The sequence below is a fragment of the Neisseria sp. CCUG17229 genome, from assembly GCF_047839235.1.
In the GTDB taxonomy this organism is placed as follows: domain Bacteria; phylum Pseudomonadota; class Gammaproteobacteria; order Burkholderiales; family Neisseriaceae; genus Neisseria; species Neisseria brasiliensis.
Genome location: NZ_CP181247.1, coordinates 429,529 through 450,104, shown reverse-complemented (window position 1 = coordinate 450,104; position 20,576 = coordinate 429,529). Strand labels below are relative to the sequence as shown.

Below are 20,576 nucleotides of genomic sequence, written 5' to 3'. Positions count from 1 at the left end.
TAATCAATAACACATAAGGAGAAAGCCTATGCAGAATTCCGCGTTTTCCGGCGGCGCCAAGCTAGCGGTGAATAAAACCGTGTTTTTGGCATCGTCTGTGATTACGGTGGCGCTGATTTTGTTCACCATTTTATTCCCTGCCGTCAGTGAAACCGTGCTTGGTGGCGCGCTCAAATGGGTATCCGACCATTTCGGCTGGTATTACATGCTGGTGGTGGCCGCTTACGGCGTATTTTCGCTGTTTGTCGGCGTATCGCGTTACGGAGACATCAAACTCGGCCAAGACCAAGACAAACCGGCTTTTCCGTTTTTGGCGTGGGCGGCGATGTTGTTTTCCGCCGGTATCGGCATCGATTTGCTGTTTTTCGGTGTATCCGAGCCGCTCACCCACTACCTTGCGCCCAATATCGGCGAAGGCAGCACACCCGAAGCGGCACGCACGGCCTTGGCGCAAACCTTTTTACACTGGGGCTTGCACGGCTGGGGCATTTACGCGCTGATCGGCATGGCTTTGGCTTATTTTGCCTACCGCAAAAACATGCCGCTGGCCTTACGCAGCGCCTTACTGCCGATTTTTGGGCAAAAACGCGTCAACGGCTGGCTCGGCAACACGGTCGATATTTTCGGCGTGGTGTGTACCCTGCTCGGTATTGCTACCAGCTTGGGTATTGGTGTATTGCAAGCCAATGCCGGTTTGAACCATGTATTCGGTATCGACACCAGCAAAACGGTTCAGACAGCCATCATCTTGGGCGTGGTCGCAGCAGCAGCTTTATCGGCCATGTCGGGCGTGGACAAAGGCGTGCGCCGCTTGTCCGAAATCAATATGTTGGGCGCGACAGGCTTATTGATTGCGCTGTTGGTGATGGGGCCGACGGTGTTTCTGTTCAACGGCTTGGTGGACAACATCGGCAGCTATTTCCAAACCATCATGGACAAAACCTTCCGCGTGTATGCTTATGAAGGAGAATCCGGCGCGGAATGGAAATCGGCTTGGACCATTTTCTTCTGGGCTTGGTGGGTGGCATGGGCACCGTTTGTCGGCCTGTTTATCGCGCGCATTTCACGCGGCCGCACGCTGCGCGAATTTGTGTTTGGCGTGATGTTTATCCCGTTGGGCTTTATCTTTGCGTGGTTCTCGATTTTCGGCAACAGCGCCATCGATTTGGTCAACAGCGGTCAAGCGGCCGATTTGGCCAAAACCGCAGTCGAAAATCCGGCGATGGGTATGTTTTTGCTGTTTGAACATTATCCGCTGGCCGGTTTGTGGTCGACCATGGGCGTGATTATCGGCTTGATTTTCTTTGTGACTTCCGCCGACTCGGGCGCTTTGGTATTGGCGAATTTGAGTTCGCGCGATTTGGCTTCTACCGCCGATGCGCCGGTGTGGCTGCGTTTATTCTGGGCAGCCGGCACAGGCTTGGTGACTTTGGGCTTGCTGTTTGCCGGTGGGTTTGCGTCGCTGCAATCGGTGTCGGTGGTGGCCGGTTTGCCCTTCTCGCTGATTTTGGTGCTGTACATGATTTCGATGTGGATCAGCCTGCGCCAAGAAGGCATGAAGCGCAAAGCAGGCCAAATCGACCGCGCATTGGTGCTCGACAACGGCCTAAACTGGCGCAACCGCTTAAGCCGCTTGGCCAGCTTCCCTGACCTTCAGACGGCCAAACACTTCATGACCCATACATTAGAACAAGCCATGGCGGAAGTGGCGATTGAATTAGAAAAACAACGCCTTGAAGTCGAACTTACTACGGAAAACGGCGGCTTGGTGCATCAAATTGCTGTGCGCTATCCCGAACAACGCGACTTTATCTATCGTGTGGAACTGATTGAAGCGGAAAAACCGATTTTCGCGCTCGGTCAAGCAGGCAATCTGGCTTCGCTGCAAGAGCATGAAAAATACTACCGCGCCGAAGTCTTTTTGATTGAAGGCAGTCAGGATTACGATATTCTTGGCTACACCAAAGAGCAGGCGATTATCGATATTCTGAATCAATATGAGCGCCATATTCAGTTTCTGTATATGGATCGCTAAGCGGTAAAACATCAAGGCCGTCTGAAAATCATTTTTCAGACGGCCTTTTATATAGGTTTAAACCTTTGCAATCAATAAATTAAGCGGCTTCTTTTTGCTCTGCCTTATCCGCTTCTTTGTGCTCTTGCTCACGTTTTTCACGCTGCTGGCGCATCATTTTGCGGGCTTCGCGATTGCGGCGGGATTTTTCGATTCTATCAGAAATACGCTGATTAAGCGTTTTATGCGGACGTTTGGCAGCAATCACATCATCTGCCACTTGGCTCAGAGTCACATCGTTCAGTTCGAATGCCTGCGCTTTATCCAAAGAAGCAGCGTTCACAGAAGCGGCGAGCATCAACACCGGCACCCATAATAATAATCGGCTTGCGTTGTTCATATTTTTCTCCTTTACATCTGTTTCAGACGGCCTCACATTCATGCCCTTACCTGATGATTTGATGATAGCAATTTCACCACTCGAATGCATGCGTTTTTTTGTCTCAACCTGTATGTAAAGGCCGTCTGAAAAACACTTTTCAGACGGCCTTGATTCATGATTTAACGGTTAACCCAACGTCACCATTTCAATTTGCTCCATGCTGCGTCCCAAAAAACGCTCGCCAATGGTACGGAACCGCAGCGGAATGTCGCTGACATAAAAACGGTAATCCGGCGCGGGATTGTCGGTATTGAGCAAACCGGCTTCGGCCAAGGCTTTGGCGGTGGCTTCAGCCGTGGTAATGGCGGAATCGACCAAGGTCACATTCGGCGCCTCTTGGCTGATCAGCGGTTTGAGCAGCGGAAAGTGGGTACAGCCCAACACCAGCGTGTCGATGTCGTCGACCAGCAAAGGTCTCAAATATTCGCGCGCGGTCAGACGGGTCACTTCATGATCGAGCCAGCCCTCTTCCACCAGCGGCACCAGCAAAGGCGATGCTTGTGTGCGCACCAAAGTATCGGCATTTTGTGCATGAATGGCGCGGGCGTAGGCATTGCTGTTCACAGTAGTATTGGTGGCAATGATGCCGATTTTATTGTTGCGCGTGGTCGCCAACGCGGCTTCGGCACCGGCAGAAATCACGTCCAACACAGGCATATTGCCGGCTTTTTGACGGATTTTCGTGCCGGCGGTCGCGGCAATGGTATTGCAGGCGATAACCAAGGCTTTGACATCGTGTTCCAACAAAAAATCAACAATTTGCAGGGAAAAGGTTTCGATGGTGGCTCGCGATTTGGTACCGTAGGGCACTCGGGCAGTATCGCCGAAATAAACAATATTTTCCATCGGCAGCCGCTCCATCAATGCACGGACATTGGTCAAGCCGCCGACGCCGGAATCGAAGACGCCGATGGGGCGCTGTTTGCTGATACTCATGATTGGTCGGGTTCAAAAGTCGATATGGCGGTTATTGTACACGCTTTCAGACGGTATTTTAATAGCCGTTCCAGCTGATAACTTACCTGCCTCATTGAAATGTTATTTAGGCCATCTGTCGCCTTTAATCTAAAAATTATGCCAACGATTCCTTCAAAACCCGAATTTTACGCCAACTTTATCTAAATTTATCATTCATAAGGTTTGCAAATCAGCCGGATTCCATCATAATTTATACTTTAATATCGCGATAATAAGGCCGATTTTATGACTGATGGTGCAAACGTGAGCCGTTTTCTTGCCAACGAAGAAGCAACTTTGGCGCTGGGTGCAAGCTGGGCGCAATCGTTGACCGCACCATTGGTGGTTTATCTGCAAGGTGACCTGGGCGCAGGCAAAACCACGTTGACTCGCGGCTTACTGCGCGGCTTAGGACATCAGGGGGCAGTAAAAAGCCCGACTTATGCCATTGTCGAATCTTATCCGCTTACCGATTTCACACTGCACCATTTTGATCTCTACCGCTTCAGTACACCCGAAGAATGGGAAGATGCCGGCTTAGACGATTTATTCGATAATCAAAGCATCTGCCTGATCGAATGGCCGCAACAAGGCGGTGAATTTACACCGGCAGCAGACATCACTCTTTCATTAAATCACACAGACCACGGCAGAACGGTGAAGTTCACTGCCCACACAACCCAAGGCCGAAAAAGTTTGGAAGCATGGTTAAACTGACACGACGACAAATGGTCCGCCACACGGCGGGTTTGTTTTTTACACTGACACCGATTTCTGCCGCATTGGCTAAAAGCACCAAGCCCGTCCAATTTGTGGCTGCCCGCATTTGGCCGGCACACTCTTACACGCGTGTAACGCTTGAGGCCTCTTCGACATTGCAATTCCAGCATTTTCTGCTCGATAATCCCAACCGCCTGGTAGTCGATATTCAAAATGCCAACATCAATACCGTTTTGCAGAATTTCTCAAAGAAAGTCTTAGCGGATGATCCTTTCATCCGCAGCATCCGTGTCGGACAAAATACACCGACTACCGTACGCATAGTAATTGATTTAAAGCAAAGCATACACCCACAATTGTTTGCACTCGCACCGGTGAGCGGTTTCAAACACCGCTTGGTAATCGATCTTTATCCACACGGCGTAGATGTCAATGATCCAATGATGGCTTTGCTCAACGGCAATGCTTCTTCAGATCCATTACGCCCGCGCAGAGTGAATACCCCATCCCCGCCAAGCAACAGCAAAACACGCCGCCCTATCATCATGCTTGACCCCGGTCACGGTGGCGAGGATCCCGGAGCCATCAGTAGAGGGGGACTGCAAGAAAAGAACGTCGTCTTGTCTATCTCGCGCGAAGTCAAAAAACGACTGGAAGCCTTAGGCTATACAGTTTACATGACACGTAACGAAGATGTTTTTATTCCGCTCAATGTTCGCGTAGCCAAAGCCCGAGCAAAAAAGGCCGATTTATTTATCTCGATACATGCTGACTCATTTACCAGTCCCACCGCTCGCGGCACCGGTGTGTATATTCTCAACCCGCGCGGAGCCAGCAGCGCAGCAGCCAAATTTCTGGCACAAACCCAGAATAACGCCGATGCCATCGGTGGTGTCCGTGCCAGCGGCAACCCCTTCGTAGATAATGCCTTGCTCGATATGGCGCAAACCGCCACCATGCGCGACAGCCGTAAGCTCGGCCAATCGGTGTTGACGGAATTAGGTAAGCTCAATCAGCTTCACAAAGGCCGTGTGGATGAAGCCAACTTTGCCGTATTACGTGCGCCGGATATTCCGTCGATTCTGGTCGAAACGGCATTCTTGTCCAACCCGATTGAAGAAAAGCTGTTGGCCGATGCGTCTTTCCGCATCCGCTGCGCCCAAGCGATTGCCACAGGCGTGCAGAAATATGTCAATTCAGCGATTTTGCGCCGTTAAGATAAATAAGATAAAAAGACCGTCTGAAATTCAGACGGTCTTTTTATCCAATACAATCAATCCAAAATCTTCTTACCCAAAATCACAATATCTGCCAACTGCGTTTCCAAATCGCACACCTGCGGCAAACGCCCCCATTCTTCAAAACCAAACGAACGGAACAAGCGAATACTGGCGTGATTGTGACCGAAAATCACCGCCAACACATTGCGGATGCCCAACGACGGTGCACGCTCCAGCATATAGCGCAGCAACACTTTACCCACGCCGACACCGCGTACATCCTGCCGCACATACACGCTGATTTCCGCGCTGATGTGGTAGGCTTGGCGCGGATAATAATCGCTGAAGCTGCCCCACGCCACAATCTCGTTGCGCACATCCCTTAACACCAGCAACGGCCGTTTGCCGCCATGCGCCTCAAACCACGTCTGCCGCTCGGCTACCGTCACCGGCTGCAAATCCGCCGTTGATTGGCGCGACTCAATCGTGCTGTTGTAAATAGCGACAATGGCAGGCAAATCGTCCTGCACCGCTTCGGCAACCACATATTGCATTTCAGACGGCCTTTACTGAATCAGTTTCGATACGGTTTTAAACGCCGGATGCTTCGCGTCGCCCAACAATTGGAACAACACGCTTTCGCTGTTGCTCACCACCGCACCGGCATCACGCATTTGCTGCAACGCATTGTCTTTATTGGCTGGATTGCGCGAAGTGGTGCAATCAAACGGCACATACACCGCCAAACCCTTGGCGCGCAAATCCAACACCGTTTGCAACATGCACACATGCGCTTCGGCACCGAGCAAAATCACGTTTTCAATCTTCTTTTCATTCAACACGGCTTCCACTTCATCAATCACTGCCGAAAAACGAGTTTTCTCAAACACCGCCGCCCCATCACCGAACAAAAGCTGCACCGCCGGCACAGTTTTACCCAAGCCCTTCGGATACTGCTCCGTCGCCACCAACGGCACATCCAAAGCCTGCAAGCCCTGAATCACCACACGGCTGCGTTCAACCATTGAATCTGCATTGTGCAAAGCAGGCAGCAAACGCTCCTGAATATCAACCACGATGCATAATGTATTTTCCGGTTTCATGATTTTTCTCCTTTTTCAGACGGCATGAATAATGTGATTGGATTGTACCGTAAACACAGGCCGTCTGAAAAATATTGCGCTTTCAGACGGCCTTAAATCACACCCCCAAATACCCTTCCCGACTACTCAACCACCGATCCAAATGCGCCTGCACAATATCCAGCCGCTCGGCAATCAGTTTCGGCGCAATTTCGCGGGCTTGTTCGAGCAGGTGCAAATCTTCTTCCAGATTGGCAAAACGCAGCATCGGCACGCCGCTTTGGCGTGCGCCTAAGAATTCACCGGGACCGCGGATATTTAAGTCTTGGCGGGCGATTTCAAAGCCATCGGTGTGTTCGTAAATTACTTTCAGCCGCGCTTTGGCCAGTTCGCTCAAGGGCTCGGTAAACAGCAGCACGCAGGCACTGGCGGCGGCACCCCGTCCGACACGGCCGCGTAGCTGGTGCAGTTGCGCCAAGCCCATGCGTTCGGCGTGTTCAATCACCATCAGGCTGGCATTGGGCACATCGACGCCGACTTCAATCACGGTGGTCGCCACCAACACATTCAGACGGCCTGCGATAAATTCGGCCATTACTTCGGCTTTTTCAGCAGGTTTCATGCGGCCGTGTACCAAGCCGATGTTGAGTTCGGGTAAGGCCGTCTGAAGCTCGGCAAGGGTATCGACGGCGGTTTGCAGTTGCAGCGTTTCGCTCTCTTCAATCAGCGGACACACCCAATACGCCTGCTGCCCTTTTTGGCAAGTGCCCAACACCAGCCCTTCGACTTCGGCACGGCGCACGCTATTCACCAGCCGTGTTTTAATCGGCGTGCGGTTGGGCGGCAATTCGTCGATGACGGACACGTCCAAATCGGCGAAAAAACTCATCGCCAGCGTGCGCGGAATCGGCGTGGCCGACATCATCAGCTGATGCACGTCGTTGCCTTTGTTTTTTAGGGCCAAACGTTGCGCCACGCCGAAGCGGTGTTGCTCGTCGACAATCACCAAGCCGAGATTATGGAAGGCGACATCGTCTTGAAACAGCGCATGCGTGCCGACGGCGATTTGGGCAAGGCCGTCTGAAATGGCGGTTTTGTTGCTGTCTTTTTCTTTTTTGCGCTGGCTGCCGGAAAGCCATGCCACGGTCAAACCCAGCGGCTCAAACCATTGTTTGAACTTGATAAAGTGTTGCTCGGCCAAGATTTCGGTCGGTGCCATCACGACGACTTGTGCGCCGGCTTCGATGGCGGTGAGCGCGGACAATGCAGCAACAATGGTTTTACCGCTGCCGACATCGCCTTGCAGCAGGCGGTGCATGGGAAAGGTTTCGGTCAAGTCTTGCTTGATTTCGCCCACCACGCGCTGCTGGGCTTGGGTCAGGGCAAACGGCAAGGAATCGAGCAGCTTTTGCACCAAACTGCCATCGCCGTTTAACGGTGCCGCTGCGCCGCTGACGCGCTTTTGTCGCGCCAAACGCATGGACAATTGCTGCGCCAACAGTTCGTCAAATTTCAGCCGCTGCCATGCGGGCAAGGTGCCGTCTGAAAGCTGATGGATGGTGAAGCTTGGCGGCGGCGAGTGCAGCAGGCGCAGGCTTTCGGCCAAGTGCGGCAGTTTCAGACGGCCTAATAAATCGTCGGGTAAGGTGTCGTGCAAAGGAATGCTGTCTAAGGCCGTCTGAACAATGCGGCGCAGGGTCGGCTGGTTTAAGCCATTCACCGTCGGGTAAATCGGCGTAAGGCTTTCGGCCAAACCGGTGCTCTCGGCATCGCGGATTTTCGGGTGAATCATCTCATCGCCGTAAAACCCACGCTTGATTTCGCCCACCGCGCGAATGCGTTTGCCCACCGCCATCTGCTTTTGGTGGCTGGCGTAAAAATGAATAAAACGCAAATGCAACACGCTGCCAGAACCATCGGCAATCTGCACCACCAATTGCTTGCGCGGCTTGAAGGTCACTTCCTGATGCACCACTTCCCCTTCCACCTGACACGGCACGCCCACCGGCGCATCAGCAATCGGCATGATGTGGGTTTCGTCTTCATAGCGCAAAGGCAGGTGCAGCGCCAAATCCCACGCGCTGTTTAAATTCAGCTTGTCGAGCTTTTGGGCGGTGGTGTCGGCGACTTTGAGCTGTTTTTGGGTTTCGGGTGTCATCATGGCGGTTATATTCAAAACAATCGTGGTTTGCCGTATTTTAACGGAAAAAAGGCCGTCTGAAATTCAGACGGCCTTTTGATGAAACATCAAGGCTTCAAATTAAGCATTGCCTTCTTGCTGTTGTTGGTACATTGCTTCAAAGTTGATTGGTGCCAACAATACCGGTGGGAAGCCGGCGCGGGTCACGGTTGAAGAAATGGCTTCGCGTGCGTATGGGAACAAGATGTTCGGGCAAGCCACGCCCAACAGCAATTGGGTGTCTTCTTCCGGAATGTTTTCCAAACGGAAAATGCCGCTTTGGGTCACTTCGTTCAGGAACATGGTGCGCTCTGCGTTCAGCTTAGCGGTAACGGTCACGGTGACATCAACGGCGTAAATGCCTTCTTCCAGCTTTTGGCTGGCGGTTGACACGCGCATATCGACTTCAGGATCGCCTTGTTCCAAGAAGATTTGTGGTGCATTAGGCACTTCCAAAGACAAATCTTTTACATATAAACGCTCAATGCTGAATACAGGTTGCAATTCTTCTGCCATTTTGTTTTCCTATCTGTTTAGGGTTATGAATTGAGTAATTCAATTAACTCGCCTTGCTGCTGCAGGCGGTATAAATCGGTAAAACCGCCGACATGGGTGTCGCCGATAAAAATTTGCGGAATGCTACGCTGACCACTCAATTGTTGCATTTCGGCAAAATCGGCCGGATTTTTATCCACGCGGATTTCTTTGATTTCGGTCACGCCCACGGCGGCCAAAAGCTTTTTTGCCATGGTGCAATACGGGCAAAACGCGCCAGTGTACATGGTTACGGGTTGCATAATGCGCTTTCTTGAATGCTTTTGAACACTATATGGGCATAAGGCGCATTTTACAAGTGGGCGTGTGAATGGATTGTGAATTCAGATAAGCGGTCGTGCTAAAGGTTGGCGATGTTTGCTGCTACGTTTTCAGACGGCCTATCGGGCGCTTATAAGACCATCATAGTCATGGCAGACAAACGGCTTTTGAAGTATCATTACCAAGGCAAGACAAAGCTACTTTTGCAATCTGTTTGCCCCCAGCGGGCAGATTGCAAAAGTATTTTTTATATTCTTGGAAATTCAATATGTTAGCAGGTATTCCGATTCCTAAGGACACCATTCGTCCGCCCGAAACCGTCTTGGTCAACATCACCCCGCAGGAAACGCGTGTGGCGGTTTTGGAAGAAAACAACATTTGCGAGTTGCACATCGAACGCAACACCGGCCACAGCTTGGTCGGCAACATTTATTTAGGCGTGGTGCGACGCGTTTTACCCGGTATGCAAAGCGCGTTTATCGACATCGGCTTAGAGCGTGCGGCTTTCCTGCACATCGTCGATGTCTTGGAGCAACGCCGCAATCCCGATGAAACGCAGCGCATTGAGCATATGCTGTTTGAAGGGCAAACCATTTTGGTGCAGGTCATCAAAGACCCCATCAACACCAAAGGTGCGCGCCTTTCCACGCAGATTTCGCTGGCCGGCCGTTTTTTGGTTCATCTGCCGCAAGAAGAGCACATCGGCATTTCGCAACGCATTGAAGACGATGCCGAGCGCACTATTCTGCGTGAGCGTTTGCTGAATTTGCTGCCTGAAAGTGCGTGCCACGGCTACATCATCCGCACCAATGCGGAAAATGCCACCGACGAGCAATTGCAGGCCGACATCCATTACCTGACCAAAGTGTGGGAACACATTCAGCACCAATCGAAAACCCAGCCGCCTGAAACCTTGCTTTACCAAGATTTGTCGCTCAACTTGCGCGTGTTGCGCGATATGTTCAGCTTGGATACGCAAAAAATTCTGGTCGATTCCACTGAAAATTTCCGCCGCATGAATGAGTTTGCGCAATTGTATGTGCAAGGTGCGGTGGACAAATTGGAATTGTTCAAAGGCGACCGCCCGCTGTTTGAAACCCACAACATCGAGCAGGAAATCAGCCGCTCACTGCAACCGCGCGTGAATCTGAATTTCGGCAGCTATTTGATTATCGAATCGACTGAAGCGATGACCACCATCGATGTGAACACCGGCGGCTTTGTCGGCGCACGCAATTTCGATGAAACCATCTTCCGCACCAATCTCGAAGCCTGCCACACCATCGCCCGCGAACTGCGCCTGCGCAATTTGGGCGGCATCATCATCATCGATTTCATCGATATGGCCAAAGAAGAACACCGCGAAGCCGTGTTGCAGGAATTGGCCAAAGCCTTGAGTTTCGACCGCACCCGTGTCACGCTCAACGGCTTTACCAGCCTAGGTTTGGTCGAACTCACCCGCAAACGCTCACGCGAAAACCTAAACCAAATCTTGTGTGAGCCCTGCCCTTCCTGCCAAGGTAGAGGCCGTCTGAAAACACCACAAACCGTGTGCTACGAGATTCAACGCGAGATTGTGCGTGAAGCCCGCCGCTTTGATGCCAAGGAATTCCGCATTCTCGCCGCGCCGAATGTGATTGATTTGTTTCTTGATGAAGAATCTCAATCGTTGGCCATGCTGATTGATTTTATCGGCAAACCGATTTCGCTGGCCGTAGAAACTGCTTACACGCAAGAACAGTATGATATTGTTTTAATTTAACTTTCTTAAAATAAACAGGCCGTCTGAAACAGCAAAGTTTCAGACGGCCTTTTGTATAACCGATTACTCTTCTTCCGGCAATCGAGTAATTTTCACGCGGTCGATGCGCTGGCCTTCTTTTTCAATCACTTCAAAACGCCAGCCGTGGAAATCGGCAAAATCACCAACATTCGGCAGGCTCTCCAGCTCTTCCATAATCAAGCCGGCGACGGTATGGTAGTCCGCATCTTCATCTTGTGGCGGCAAGCCTAATTGTGGCGCCAAATCGACGTATTCCAAAGCGCCGTCCACCGTCAGGCTTTCGTCGTCGGCATTGGCCTGCATCATCGGCTCTTCTTCCCGCTCGAATTCTTCAGGGAATTCACCGGCAATGGTTTCGAGCATGTCTTTCATCGTCACCATACCCAATACCGCACCAAACTCATCAACCACCAAGGCATAATCCGCACTGCTTTGGCGGAACAATTCAATCGCACTCAGCGCAGTAGTCGTTTCCGGCAAAATCAGCGGCTGGCGTAAGGCCGTCTGAATATTCAATTCGCCGCCTTGCAATAATTGGGTCAGCAAATCTTTTTTGTTGATGTAGCCCAACGGCTCGTCCACACCTGCTTTACCCACCACCAGCAAACGGCTGTATGGCGTATTTTGCAGTTGTTCACGCTGCTCTTCTTTGCTTTGCGAAATATCCAAGCGCTCAATTTCACGGCGCGGAATCATCACACCTTGAATCGGACGTTCGGCCAACGTCAACACGCTGCGAATCATGGATTTTTCGTTTTCTTCAAAATGGCTGCTGTCCTCTGCCTCATCACCATTTTTCGCTAAAATCGTTTCACGGATACCCATCATGCCCAACACGTTTTCAGCCGTGCGTTTACGCCATGAGCTACTGATGTAATCGTTTTTACGGCTGTTTTTCTGCGAAACTTGGTTAAACACCTCAATCAGAATCGAGAAGCCGATGGCAGCATACAGATAGCCTTTAGGAATGTGGAAATGGAAGGCTTCAGCAATCAGGCTGAAACCAATCATCAGCAGGAAGCCCAAGCAGAGCATCACCACTGTCGGGTGTTTTTCTACAAATTCGGTCAACGGTTTGCTGGCAATAATCATCACGGTCATCGCTACAACTACAGCCGCCATTGCCACCACAATGTGATCCACCATGGCCACAGCGGTGATTACCGAGTCGATGGAAAATACCGCATCCAGTACCAAAATTTGCGCCACCACCGCACCGAACGCGGCGTGTTTTTTTTGCGTTTCAGCAATGGCAAAATGGTTGTGGCCTTCCAAGCGCTCGTGCAATTCAGTAGTCGCCTTATAAAGCAAAAACAGACCACCGGCGAGCATAATTATATCTTTCCCTGACACCGGCCAGTCGCCAATGTGAAACAGCGGTGCGGTCAAGGTCATGATGTGCGCCATAAAAGCCAGCATGATGACGCGCATCACCACAGCCAAGCCTAAGCCGGTAATCCGTGCTTTATCGCGCAGCGAAGGTTTGACCTTATTGGCCAAAATCGCGACAAACACAAGGTTATCAATGCCCAAAACCACTTCAAGCACCAAAAGCGTTGCAAAGCCTATCCAAGTATGCGGGTCGGCTAACCAACTGAGATCCATGATCTTTCTATTCCTTTAAATGTGAAAAAGCAGCCCGATGAATAAGATTCATCCGGCTGCTTCAAATATACAATACATACACGAAGGACGTAATATCGAACTATCCTGCTCCGCGTCTTTCATGGGGTATGTATGCCTTATCAAAATAATGATTTGGATAGTTTATCAGGTTAAATCTACTGTGGCAAAGTTTATTTTGCCGGCAAACATATTCCCACCTTTACCCAATATTTCCCATCCGTTCAGACAGATTACTTATACCCGAGAGCGATTGGCTTCTGCCAATAATGCCAACAATTCTTCTGTACTGTCCCAACCTATGCAGGCATCCGTGATGCTTTGACCGTAATTCTCCGGCTTATCTTGACGGCCTTCCATCAAATGGCTTTCCACCATTACACCCATAATGTTGTTTTCACCATCACGCAATTGCTGGGCAACATCTTGCGCCACTTCCATTTGACGTTTGTAGTCTTTACGGCTGTTGGCATGGCTGAAATCAATCATCACTTTTGGTGTTTGACCAGCTTGGGTTAACTGCTCGGCCGCTGCTTTCACATGCTCATTACTGTAATTCGGCTCTTTGCCACCGCGTAAAATCACATGACAATCAGGGTTACCGGCAGTATGTACAATCGCTGAATGGCCGGTTTTGGTTACTGATAAGAAATGATGCGGATGGCTCGCGGCACCAATGGCATCAATGGCAATTTTCAAATTACCATCTGTACCGTTTTTAAAGCCAACCGGACAAGACAAGCCGCTCGATAATTCACGGTGAACCTGGCTTTCAGTGGTACGCGCACCAATTGCCCCCCATGAAATCAAGTCGGCATAATATTGTGGCGTAATCATATCAAGAAATTCAGTCGAAGCCGGCATACCCATATTGTTCAAAGTCAACAACAAGCTACGTGCCTGACGCAAGCCATAGTTGATATCGAAAGTGCCGTCTAAATATGGATCATTAATTAAGCCTTTCCAGCCGACTGTGGTACGCGGCTTTTCAAAATATACACGCATCACAATCAATAATTCTTTTTCATATTTCTGACGCAATGGCAATAATCGCTCAGCGTATTCTACTGCGGCTTTGGTATCATGAATCGAACAAGGGCCAATAATCACCAATAAACGGTTGTCTTTACCATGTACTAGATCAGCAATTTCTTGTCGGGTTTGATGAACCAATTCAGCAGCTTGTTCGCTGATCGGTAATTCATATAAATGAGCAATCGGTGGTAATAATTCGGTTACTGCTTTAATTCTGACATCATCTGTTTGGCGTGGTTGATTCATTAGATTAATCTTTCTGTTCTATTATTCATTAAGTGTGTATAGATTACCTTTTTTACATGAATTAAACAAGCATTAAAATTTATATATCGCAATTTTATATCAAAAGTCTAATTTTCTAACCTAATTAGTTATATAATTTTCTAATTTTTATTATTATTTAGAATTTTATTCTAAATTTATTTTCAGGATACTTCAGTAGGAATAACTGTTATTATGTTTAATGGATTCGCTGTCTTCTAACGGTTCATTAAAATAATCCATCAGATGATATATTTTATCTCAAATTTAACCTGCCAAGAGACAAAACAAAAAGCCGTCTGAACCTGACATGTTTCAGACGGCCTCCACTTTCCAATCATCCAGCAAGCGGCTACTTCTTAACAGCAGGCCGGGCAGCCTTCTTGGCCGGCGCAGTGACAGTAGCCTCATTCTTCAGCTTCGAGAAGATTCCCTCGCCAATGCCTTTGACGTTTTTCAATTCGTCCACCGTTTTAAAGCTGCCGTGCTGTTTGCGGTACTCCGCAATCGCTTTGGCTTTGGCTGGGCCGATGCCCGGCAGGGCGGTCAGTTCGCTTTCGGAGGCCGTATTGATATTGACGGCTGCAGCCGATATCGAGGCGGCCAGAGTAGCCAGTGCGGTAAAGAGGATTTTTTTCAAAGTATTCACGCCGGTTGCTCCTTTTTTGAACGGTTAAAGTGTGCATTATATTTAGCCGCTGCCGGGATGGCAAATCGTGTGGTCGGTTTGGGGTTATTTTAAACGTAAAGAAGCCTCTGACAAGGGTCAGAGGCTTCGAATGGGTGTTTGGCAGTGACCTACTTTCACATGGAAGAACCACACTATCATCGGCGCTGAGTCGTTTCACGGTCCTGTTCGGGATGGGAAGGCGTGGGACCAACTCGCTATGGCCGCCAAACTTAAACTGTACAAATCGGTAAGCCGTTATGCAGTCTCCTGCACTTATTTATTCTTTAATCAACTGTTGGTGATGACTGAATCATCAGTAAGCTTTTATCTTTGAAGTTCTTCAAATGATAGAGTCAAGCCTCACGAGCAATTAGTATCGGTTAGCTTCACACATTACTGCGCTTCCACACCCGACCTATCAACGTCCTGGTCTCGAACGACTCTTTAGGAGGATTAAATCCTCAGGGAAGTCTCATCTTCAGGCGAGTTTCGCGCTTAGATGCTTTCAGCGCTTATCTCTTCCGAACTTAGCTACCCGGCTATGCCACTGGCGTGACAACCGGTACACCAGAGGTTCGTCCACTCCGGTCCTCTCGTACTAGGAGCAGCCCCCGTCAAACTTCCAACGCCCACTGCAGATAGGGACCAAACTGTCTCACGACGTTTTAAACCCAGCTCACGTACCACTTTAAATGGCGAACAGCCATACCCTTGGGACCGACTACAGCCCCAGGATGTGATGAGCCGACATCGAGGTGCCAAACTCCGCCGTCGATATGAACTCTTGGGCGGAATCAGCCTGTTATCCCCGGAGTACCTTTTATCCGTTGAGCGATGGCCCTTCCATTCAGAACCACCGGATCACTATGTCCTGCTTTCGCACCTGCTCGACTTGTCGGTCTCGCAGTTAAGCTACCTTTTGCCATTGCACTATCAGTCCGATTTCCGACCGGACCTAGGTAACCTTCGAACTCCTCCGTTACTCTTTGGGAGGAGACCGCCCCAGTCAAACTGCCTACCATGCACGGTCCCCGACCCGGATTACGGGTCTGGGTTAGAACCTCAAAGTCACCAGGGTGGTATTTCAAGGACGGCTCCACAGAAACTGGCGTCTCTGCTTCTAAGCCTCCCACCTATCCTACACAAGTGACTTCAAAGTCCAATGCAAAGCTACAGTAAAGGTTCACGGGGTCTTTCCGTCTAGCAGCGGGTAGATTGCATCTTCACAACCACTTCAACTTCGCTGAGTCTCAGGAGGAGACAGTGTGGCCATCGTTACGCCATTCGTGCGGGTCGGAACTTACCCGACAAGGAATTTCGCTACCTTAGGACCGTTATAGTTACGGCCGCCGTTTACTGGGGCTTCGATCCGATGCTTGCACATCTTCAATTAACCTTCCAGCACCGGGCAGGCGTCACACCCTATACGTCCACTTTCGTGTTAGCAGAGTGCTGTGTTTTTAATAAACAGTCGCAGCCACCTATTCTCTGCGACCCTCCAATGCTTACAGAGCTAGTCTTTCACATCGAAGGGCATACCTTCTCCCGAAGTTACGGTATCAATTTGCCGAGTTCCTTCTCCTGAGTTCTCTCAAGCGCCTTAGAATTCTCATCCTGCCCACCTGTGTCGGTTTGCGGTACGGTTCTGATTCAACTGAAGCTTAGTGGCTTTTCCTGGAAGCGTGGTATCGGTTACTTCAGCACCTTGGTGCCTCGTCATCACTTCTCGGTGTTAAGAAGACCCGGATTTGCCTAAGTCTTCCACCTACCGGCTTAAACAAACTATTCCAACAGTTTGCTAACCTAACCTTCTCCGTCCCCACATCGCATTGAATCAAAGTACAGGAATATTAACCTGTTTCCCATCGACTACGCATTTCTGCCTCGCCTTAGGGGCCGACTCACCCTACGCCGATGAACGTTGCGTAGGAAACCTTGGGCTTTCGGCGAGCGGGCTTTTCACCCGCTTTATCGCTACTCATGTCAACATTCGCACTTCTGATACCTCCAGCACACTTCTCAATGCACCTTCTTCGGCCTACAGAACGCTCCCCTACCATACGTGTAAACACGTATCCGCAGCTTCGGTTATAGATTTGAGCCCCGTTACATCTTCCGCGCAGGACGACTCGACCAGTGAGCTATTACGCTTTCTTTAAATGATGGCTGCTTCTAAGCCAACATCCTGGCTGTCTGGGCCTTCCCACTTCGTTTACCACTTAATCTATCATTTGGGACCTTAGCTGGCGGTCTGGGTTGTTTCCCTCTTGACAACGGACGTTAGCACCCGCTGTCTGTCTCCCGAGGAGCAACTTGATGGTATTCTTAGTTTGCCATGGGTTGGTAAGTTGCAATAACCCCCTAGCCATAACAGTGCTTTACCCCCATCAGTCTCATTCTCGAGGCACTACCTAAATAGTTTTCGGGGAGAACCAGCTATCTCCGAGTTTGTTTAGCCTTTCACCCCTATCCACAGCTCATCCCCGCATTTTGCAACATGCGTGGGTTCGGACCTCCAGTGCGTGTTACCGCACCTTCATCCTGGCCATGGATAGATCACTCGGTTTCGGGTCTACGCCCAGCAACTAGTCGCCCTATTAAGACTCGGTTTCCCTACGCCTCCCCTATTCGGTTAAGCTCGCTACTGAACGTAAGTCGTTGACCCATTATACAAAAGGTACGCAGTCACGGAACATGTCCGCTCCCACTGTTTGTATGCATCAGGTTTCAGGTTCTATTTCACTCCCCTCCCGGGGTTCTTTTCGCCTTTCCCTCACGGTACTGGTTCACTATCGGTCGATGATGAGTATTTAGCCTTGGAGGATGGTCCCCCCATATTCAGACAGGATTTCACGTGTCCCGCCCTACTTGTCGTACGCTTAGTACCATTGATCAGATTTCGAATACGGGACTATCACCCACTATGGTCAAGCTTCCCAGCTTGTTCTTCTATCTCAACAATTATCACGTACAGGCTCCTCCGCGTTCGCTCGCCACTACTTGCGGAATCTCGGTTGATTTCTTTTCCTCCGGGTACTTAGATGGTTCAGTTCTCCGGGTTCGCTTCTCTAAGCCTATGTATTCAGCTTAGGATACTGCACAAAATGCAGTGGGTTTCCCCATTCGGATATCGCGGGATCAAAGCTTTATTGCCAGCTCCCCCACGCTTTTCGCAGGCTTACACGTCCTTCGTCGCCTATCATCGCCAAGGCATCCACCTGATGCACTTATTCACTTGACTCTATCATTTCAAGAACCTCTTTGACTTAATCCGCACTACCGTTGACAAGTAGTGGAACTAGATGTTTTTACTTTGATAAAGCTTACTGCTTTGTTGTGTCTTAACCCTGCCTTTTGTGTTTCAGGGTTAAGTCGATACAATCATCACCCAAATTCTGTGATTTACTTCTTTACAACAATCAGCCATTTGCAAATAGCTGATTGTCAAAGTAAATCAACATTGTCTTTGTTTGTTGATTTCGGCTTTCCAATTTGTTAAAGATCGATGCTTTTCAATATTGCTATTGACTTCGCAAATCAAAATGAGCTGGCCATTATATCAGCCTTCTTTTTTCTGTCAAGCTTTTATTGGTCAAACAAAAAAATCAGCGCTATGCGCTTTTTTGTTCTTCCTGCCAACTGACTTTGATTTGGGAAGTGCGTGGTGGAGGCAAACGGGATCGAACCGATGACCCCCTGCTTGCAAAGCAGGTGCTCTACCAACTGAGCTATGCCCCCAGTATGAGTTATGGTGGGTCTGGGAGGACTTGAACCTCCGACCCCACGCTTATCAAGCGTGTGCTCTAACCAGCTGAGCTACAAACCCAAGGTCGTTATTTTGAAATCGTTTAAGTTCAGTTTTTAACCGTTCTTTTTTTTGATCTCTCAATATCTTTTGCATCTTCTACAGTTTACCGATAAGTGTGAATGCGAGAAGCCTCTTCTTTTCTCTAGAAAGGAGGTGATCCAGCCGCAGGTTCCCCTACGGCTACCTTGTTACGACTTCACCCCAGTCATGAAGCATACCGTGGTAAACGGGCTCCTTACGGTTACCCTATCTACTTCTGGTATCCCCCACTCCCATGGTGTGACGGGCGGTGTGTACAAGACCCGGGAACGTATTCACCGCAGTATGCTGACCTGCGATTACTAGCGATTCCGACTTCATGCACTCGAGTTGCAGAGTGCAATCCGGACTACGATCGGTTTTGTGAGATTGGCTCCACCTCGCGGCTTGGCTACCCTCTGTACCGACCATTGTATGACGTGTGAAGCCCTGGTCATAAGGGCCATGAGGACTTGACGTCATCCCCACCTTCCTCCGGCTTGTCACCGGCAGTCTCATTAGAGTGCCCAACTGAATGATGGCAACTAATGACAAGGGTTGCGCTCGTTGCGGGACTTAACCCAACATCTCACGACACGAGCTGACGACAGCCATGCAGCACCTGTGTTACGGCTCCCGAAGGCACTCCTCCGTCTCTGGAGGATTCCGTACATGTCAAGACCAGGTAAGGTTCTTCGCGTTGCATCGAATTAATCCACATCATCCACCGCTTGTGCGGGTCCCCGTCAATTCCTTTGAGTTTTAATCTTGCGACCGTACTCCCCAGGCGGTCAATTTCACGCGTTAGCTACGCTACTAAGCAATCAAGTTGCCCAACAGCTAATTGACATCGTTTAGGGCGTGGACTACCAGGGTATCTAATCCTGTTTGCTACCCACGCTTTCGAGCATGAACGTCAGTGTTATCCCAGGGGGCTGCCTTCGCCATCGGTATTCCTCCACATCTCTACGCATTTCACTGCTACACGTGGAATTCTACCCCCCTCTGACACACTCTAGCTAGCCAGTTCAAAACGCAGTTCCCAGGTTGAGCCCGGGGATTTCACATCTTGCTTAACTAACCGTCTGCGCTCGCTTTACGCCCAGTAATTCCGATTAACGCTCGCACCCTACGTATTACCGCGGCTGCTGGCACGTAGTTAGCCGGTGCTTATTCTTCAGGTACCGTCATCACACAGTGATATTAGCACTATGCTTTTCTTCCCTGACAAAAGTACTTTACAACCCGAAGGCCTTCTTCATACACGCGGCATGGCTGGATCAGGCTTGCGCCCATTGTCCAAAATTCCCCACTGCTGCCTCCCGTAGGAGTCTGGGCCGTGTCTCAGTCCCAGTGTGGCGGATCATCCTCTCAGACCCGCTACTGATCGTCGCCTTGGTAGGCCTTTACCCCACCAACTAGCTAATCAGATATCGGCCGCTCAAATAGCGCTAGGCCCGAAGGTCCCCAGCTTTCCTCCTCAGAGAATATGCGGTATTAGCTAATCTTTCGATTAGTTATCCCCCACTACTCGGTACGTTCCGATATATTACTCACCCGTTCGCCACTCGCCACCCAAGAAGCAAGCTTCTCTGTGCTGCCGTCCGACTTGCATGTGTAAAGCATGCCGCCAGCGTTCAATCTGAGCCAGGATCAAACTCTTATGTTTAATCTCTAACTTATTTAACTTCTGGTCTGCTTCAAAGAAACTGACAAAGTATAGATATTTCTACATCTTGTCTGTTTTTGTCGCAGTGTGAGGCTTGTCGCACTCACACTTATCGGTAATCTGTTTGTTAAAGAACAAGAACCGAATTATACATCACTCAAACTGCTTGTCAACTCTTTTTTTCAAATTTCATCGAAAAATTAAATCAACCGTGCTATAATTATCAGTTCGTTTCGCTACTGCGTCAGCAGCGAAGAACCGAACTATACCCCTCTC

At 49.8% G+C, this 20,576-nt stretch carries 14 protein-coding genes, 2 tRNA genes and 3 rRNA genes; 4 read left to right on the top strand and 15 right to left on the bottom strand.

Annotation, left to right across the window (positions count from 1 at the left end; translation table 11 throughout):
* Positions 1-28: 28 nt before the first annotated feature.
* Entirely contained in the window at positions 29-2,035 is a 2,007-nt protein-coding gene (gene betT / locus ACM67B_RS02210; RefSeq protein WP_416189966.1) for a choline BCCT transporter BetT, read from the top strand.
* Positions 2,036-2,114: 79 nt separating this feature from the next.
* On the opposite strand, the gene ACM67B_RS02205 is transcribed toward betT, so the two are convergent.
* Positions 2,115-2,414: a hypothetical protein gene (locus tag ACM67B_RS02205; protein ID WP_416189965.1), complete on the bottom strand. Its 300-nt coding sequence runs from the start codon at positions 2,412-2,414 to the stop codon at positions 2,115-2,117.
* A gap of 168 nt (positions 2,415-2,582) precedes the next feature.
* Entirely contained in the window at positions 2,583-3,392 is an 810-nt protein-coding gene (gene murI, locus ACM67B_RS02200; protein WP_416189964.1) for a glutamate racemase, read from the bottom strand.
* Between the two features lie 267 nt (positions 3,393-3,659).
* On the opposite strand from murI, the gene tsaE reads away from it, so the two are divergent.
* The gene (tsaE, locus tag ACM67B_RS02195; protein WP_416189963.1) at positions 3,660-4,130 is read left to right on the top strand and encodes a tRNA (adenosine(37)-N6)-threonylcarbamoyltransferase complex ATPase subunit type 1 TsaE; all 471 of its coding nucleotides are present in this window, start codon (positions 3,660-3,662) and stop codon (positions 4,128-4,130) included.
* A complete protein-coding gene (locus tag ACM67B_RS02190) occupies positions 4,118-5,350 on the top strand; it encodes an N-acetylmuramoyl-L-alanine amidase (protein ID WP_416189962.1) in 1,233 nt (410 codons plus the stop codon). Before tsaE ends, ACM67B_RS02190 begins: the two co-directional genes overlap by 13 nt.
* A gap of 56 nt (positions 5,351-5,406) precedes the next feature.
* Here ACM67B_RS02190 and ACM67B_RS02185 read toward each other — a convergent pair whose 3' ends face one another.
* The 5 genes from ACM67B_RS02185 to grxC all read right to left on the bottom strand — a co-directional run bounded on the left by ACM67B_RS02185 (position 5,407) and on the right by grxC (position 9,411).
* Positions 5,407-5,907: a GNAT family N-acetyltransferase gene (locus tag ACM67B_RS02185; protein WP_416189961.1), complete on the bottom strand. Its 501-nt coding sequence runs from the start codon at positions 5,905-5,907 to the stop codon at positions 5,407-5,409.
* A gap of 12 nt (positions 5,908-5,919) precedes the next feature.
* Complete coding sequence (locus ACM67B_RS02180; protein WP_416189960.1) at positions 5,920-6,456, bottom strand: isochorismatase family protein; 537 nt, start codon at positions 6,454-6,456, stop codon at positions 5,920-5,922.
* A gap of 97 nt (positions 6,457-6,553) precedes the next feature.
* Positions 6,554-8,596: an ATP-dependent DNA helicase RecG gene (recG, locus tag ACM67B_RS02175; RefSeq protein WP_416189959.1), complete on the bottom strand. Its 2,043-nt coding sequence runs from the start codon at positions 8,594-8,596 to the stop codon at positions 6,554-6,556.
* 99 nt (positions 8,597-8,695) lie between these two features.
* Entirely contained in the window at positions 8,696-9,130 is a 435-nt protein-coding gene (secB, locus tag ACM67B_RS02170) for a protein-export chaperone SecB (RefSeq protein WP_095503609.1), read from the bottom strand.
* Between the two features lie 23 nt (positions 9,131-9,153).
* A complete protein-coding gene (grxC, locus tag ACM67B_RS02165; protein ID WP_416189958.1) occupies positions 9,154-9,411 on the bottom strand; it encodes a glutaredoxin 3 in 258 nt (85 codons plus the stop codon).
* Positions 9,412-9,698: 287 nt separating this feature from the next.
* Between grxC and rng the strand changes: the two genes are divergently transcribed.
* On the top strand, positions 9,699-11,192 hold the full coding sequence (gene rng / locus ACM67B_RS02160) for a ribonuclease G (RefSeq protein ID WP_416189957.1): 1,494 nt from the start codon (positions 9,699-9,701) through the stop codon (positions 11,190-11,192).
* Positions 11,193-11,255: 63 nt separating this feature from the next.
* Here rng and ACM67B_RS02155 read toward each other — a convergent pair whose 3' ends face one another.
* From ACM67B_RS02155 to ACM67B_RS02120, 8 genes are all read right to left on the bottom strand, one after another.
* On the bottom strand, positions 11,256-12,818 hold the full coding sequence (locus ACM67B_RS02155) for a TerC family protein (RefSeq protein ID WP_416189956.1): 1,563 nt from the start codon (positions 12,816-12,818) through the stop codon (positions 11,256-11,258).
* Between the two features lie 255 nt (positions 12,819-13,073).
* Positions 13,074-14,117, bottom strand: coding sequence for a 3-deoxy-7-phosphoheptulonate synthase AroG (gene aroG, locus ACM67B_RS02150; RefSeq protein ID WP_416189955.1), 1,044 nt, complete (start codon positions 14,115-14,117; stop codon positions 13,074-13,076).
* 370 nt (positions 14,118-14,487) lie between these two features.
* The gene (locus ACM67B_RS02145; RefSeq protein WP_416190495.1) at positions 14,488-14,775 is read right to left on the bottom strand and encodes a ComEA family DNA-binding protein; all 288 of its coding nucleotides are present in this window, start codon (positions 14,773-14,775) and stop codon (positions 14,488-14,490) included.
* Positions 14,776-14,920: 145 nt separating this feature from the next.
* A 5S ribosomal RNA gene (gene rrf / locus ACM67B_RS02140) occupies positions 14,921-15,034 on the bottom strand.
* Between the two features lie 120 nt (positions 15,035-15,154).
* Positions 15,155-18,046: ribosomal RNA gene (locus ACM67B_RS02135) — 23S ribosomal RNA — on the bottom strand.
* Between the two features lie 421 nt (positions 18,047-18,467).
* Positions 18,468-18,543, bottom strand: a tRNA-Ala gene (locus ACM67B_RS02130).
* An 11-nt stretch (positions 18,544-18,554) separates the two neighbouring features.
* A tRNA-Ile gene (locus ACM67B_RS02125) sits at positions 18,555-18,631 on the bottom strand.
* A gap of 128 nt (positions 18,632-18,759) precedes the next feature.
* Positions 18,760-20,300, bottom strand: a 16S ribosomal RNA gene (locus ACM67B_RS02120).
* Together the 16S, 23S and 5S rRNA genes with 2 tRNA genes alongside form the textbook arrangement of a ribosomal RNA operon.
* Between the last annotated feature and the right edge of the window lie 276 nt (positions 20,301-20,576).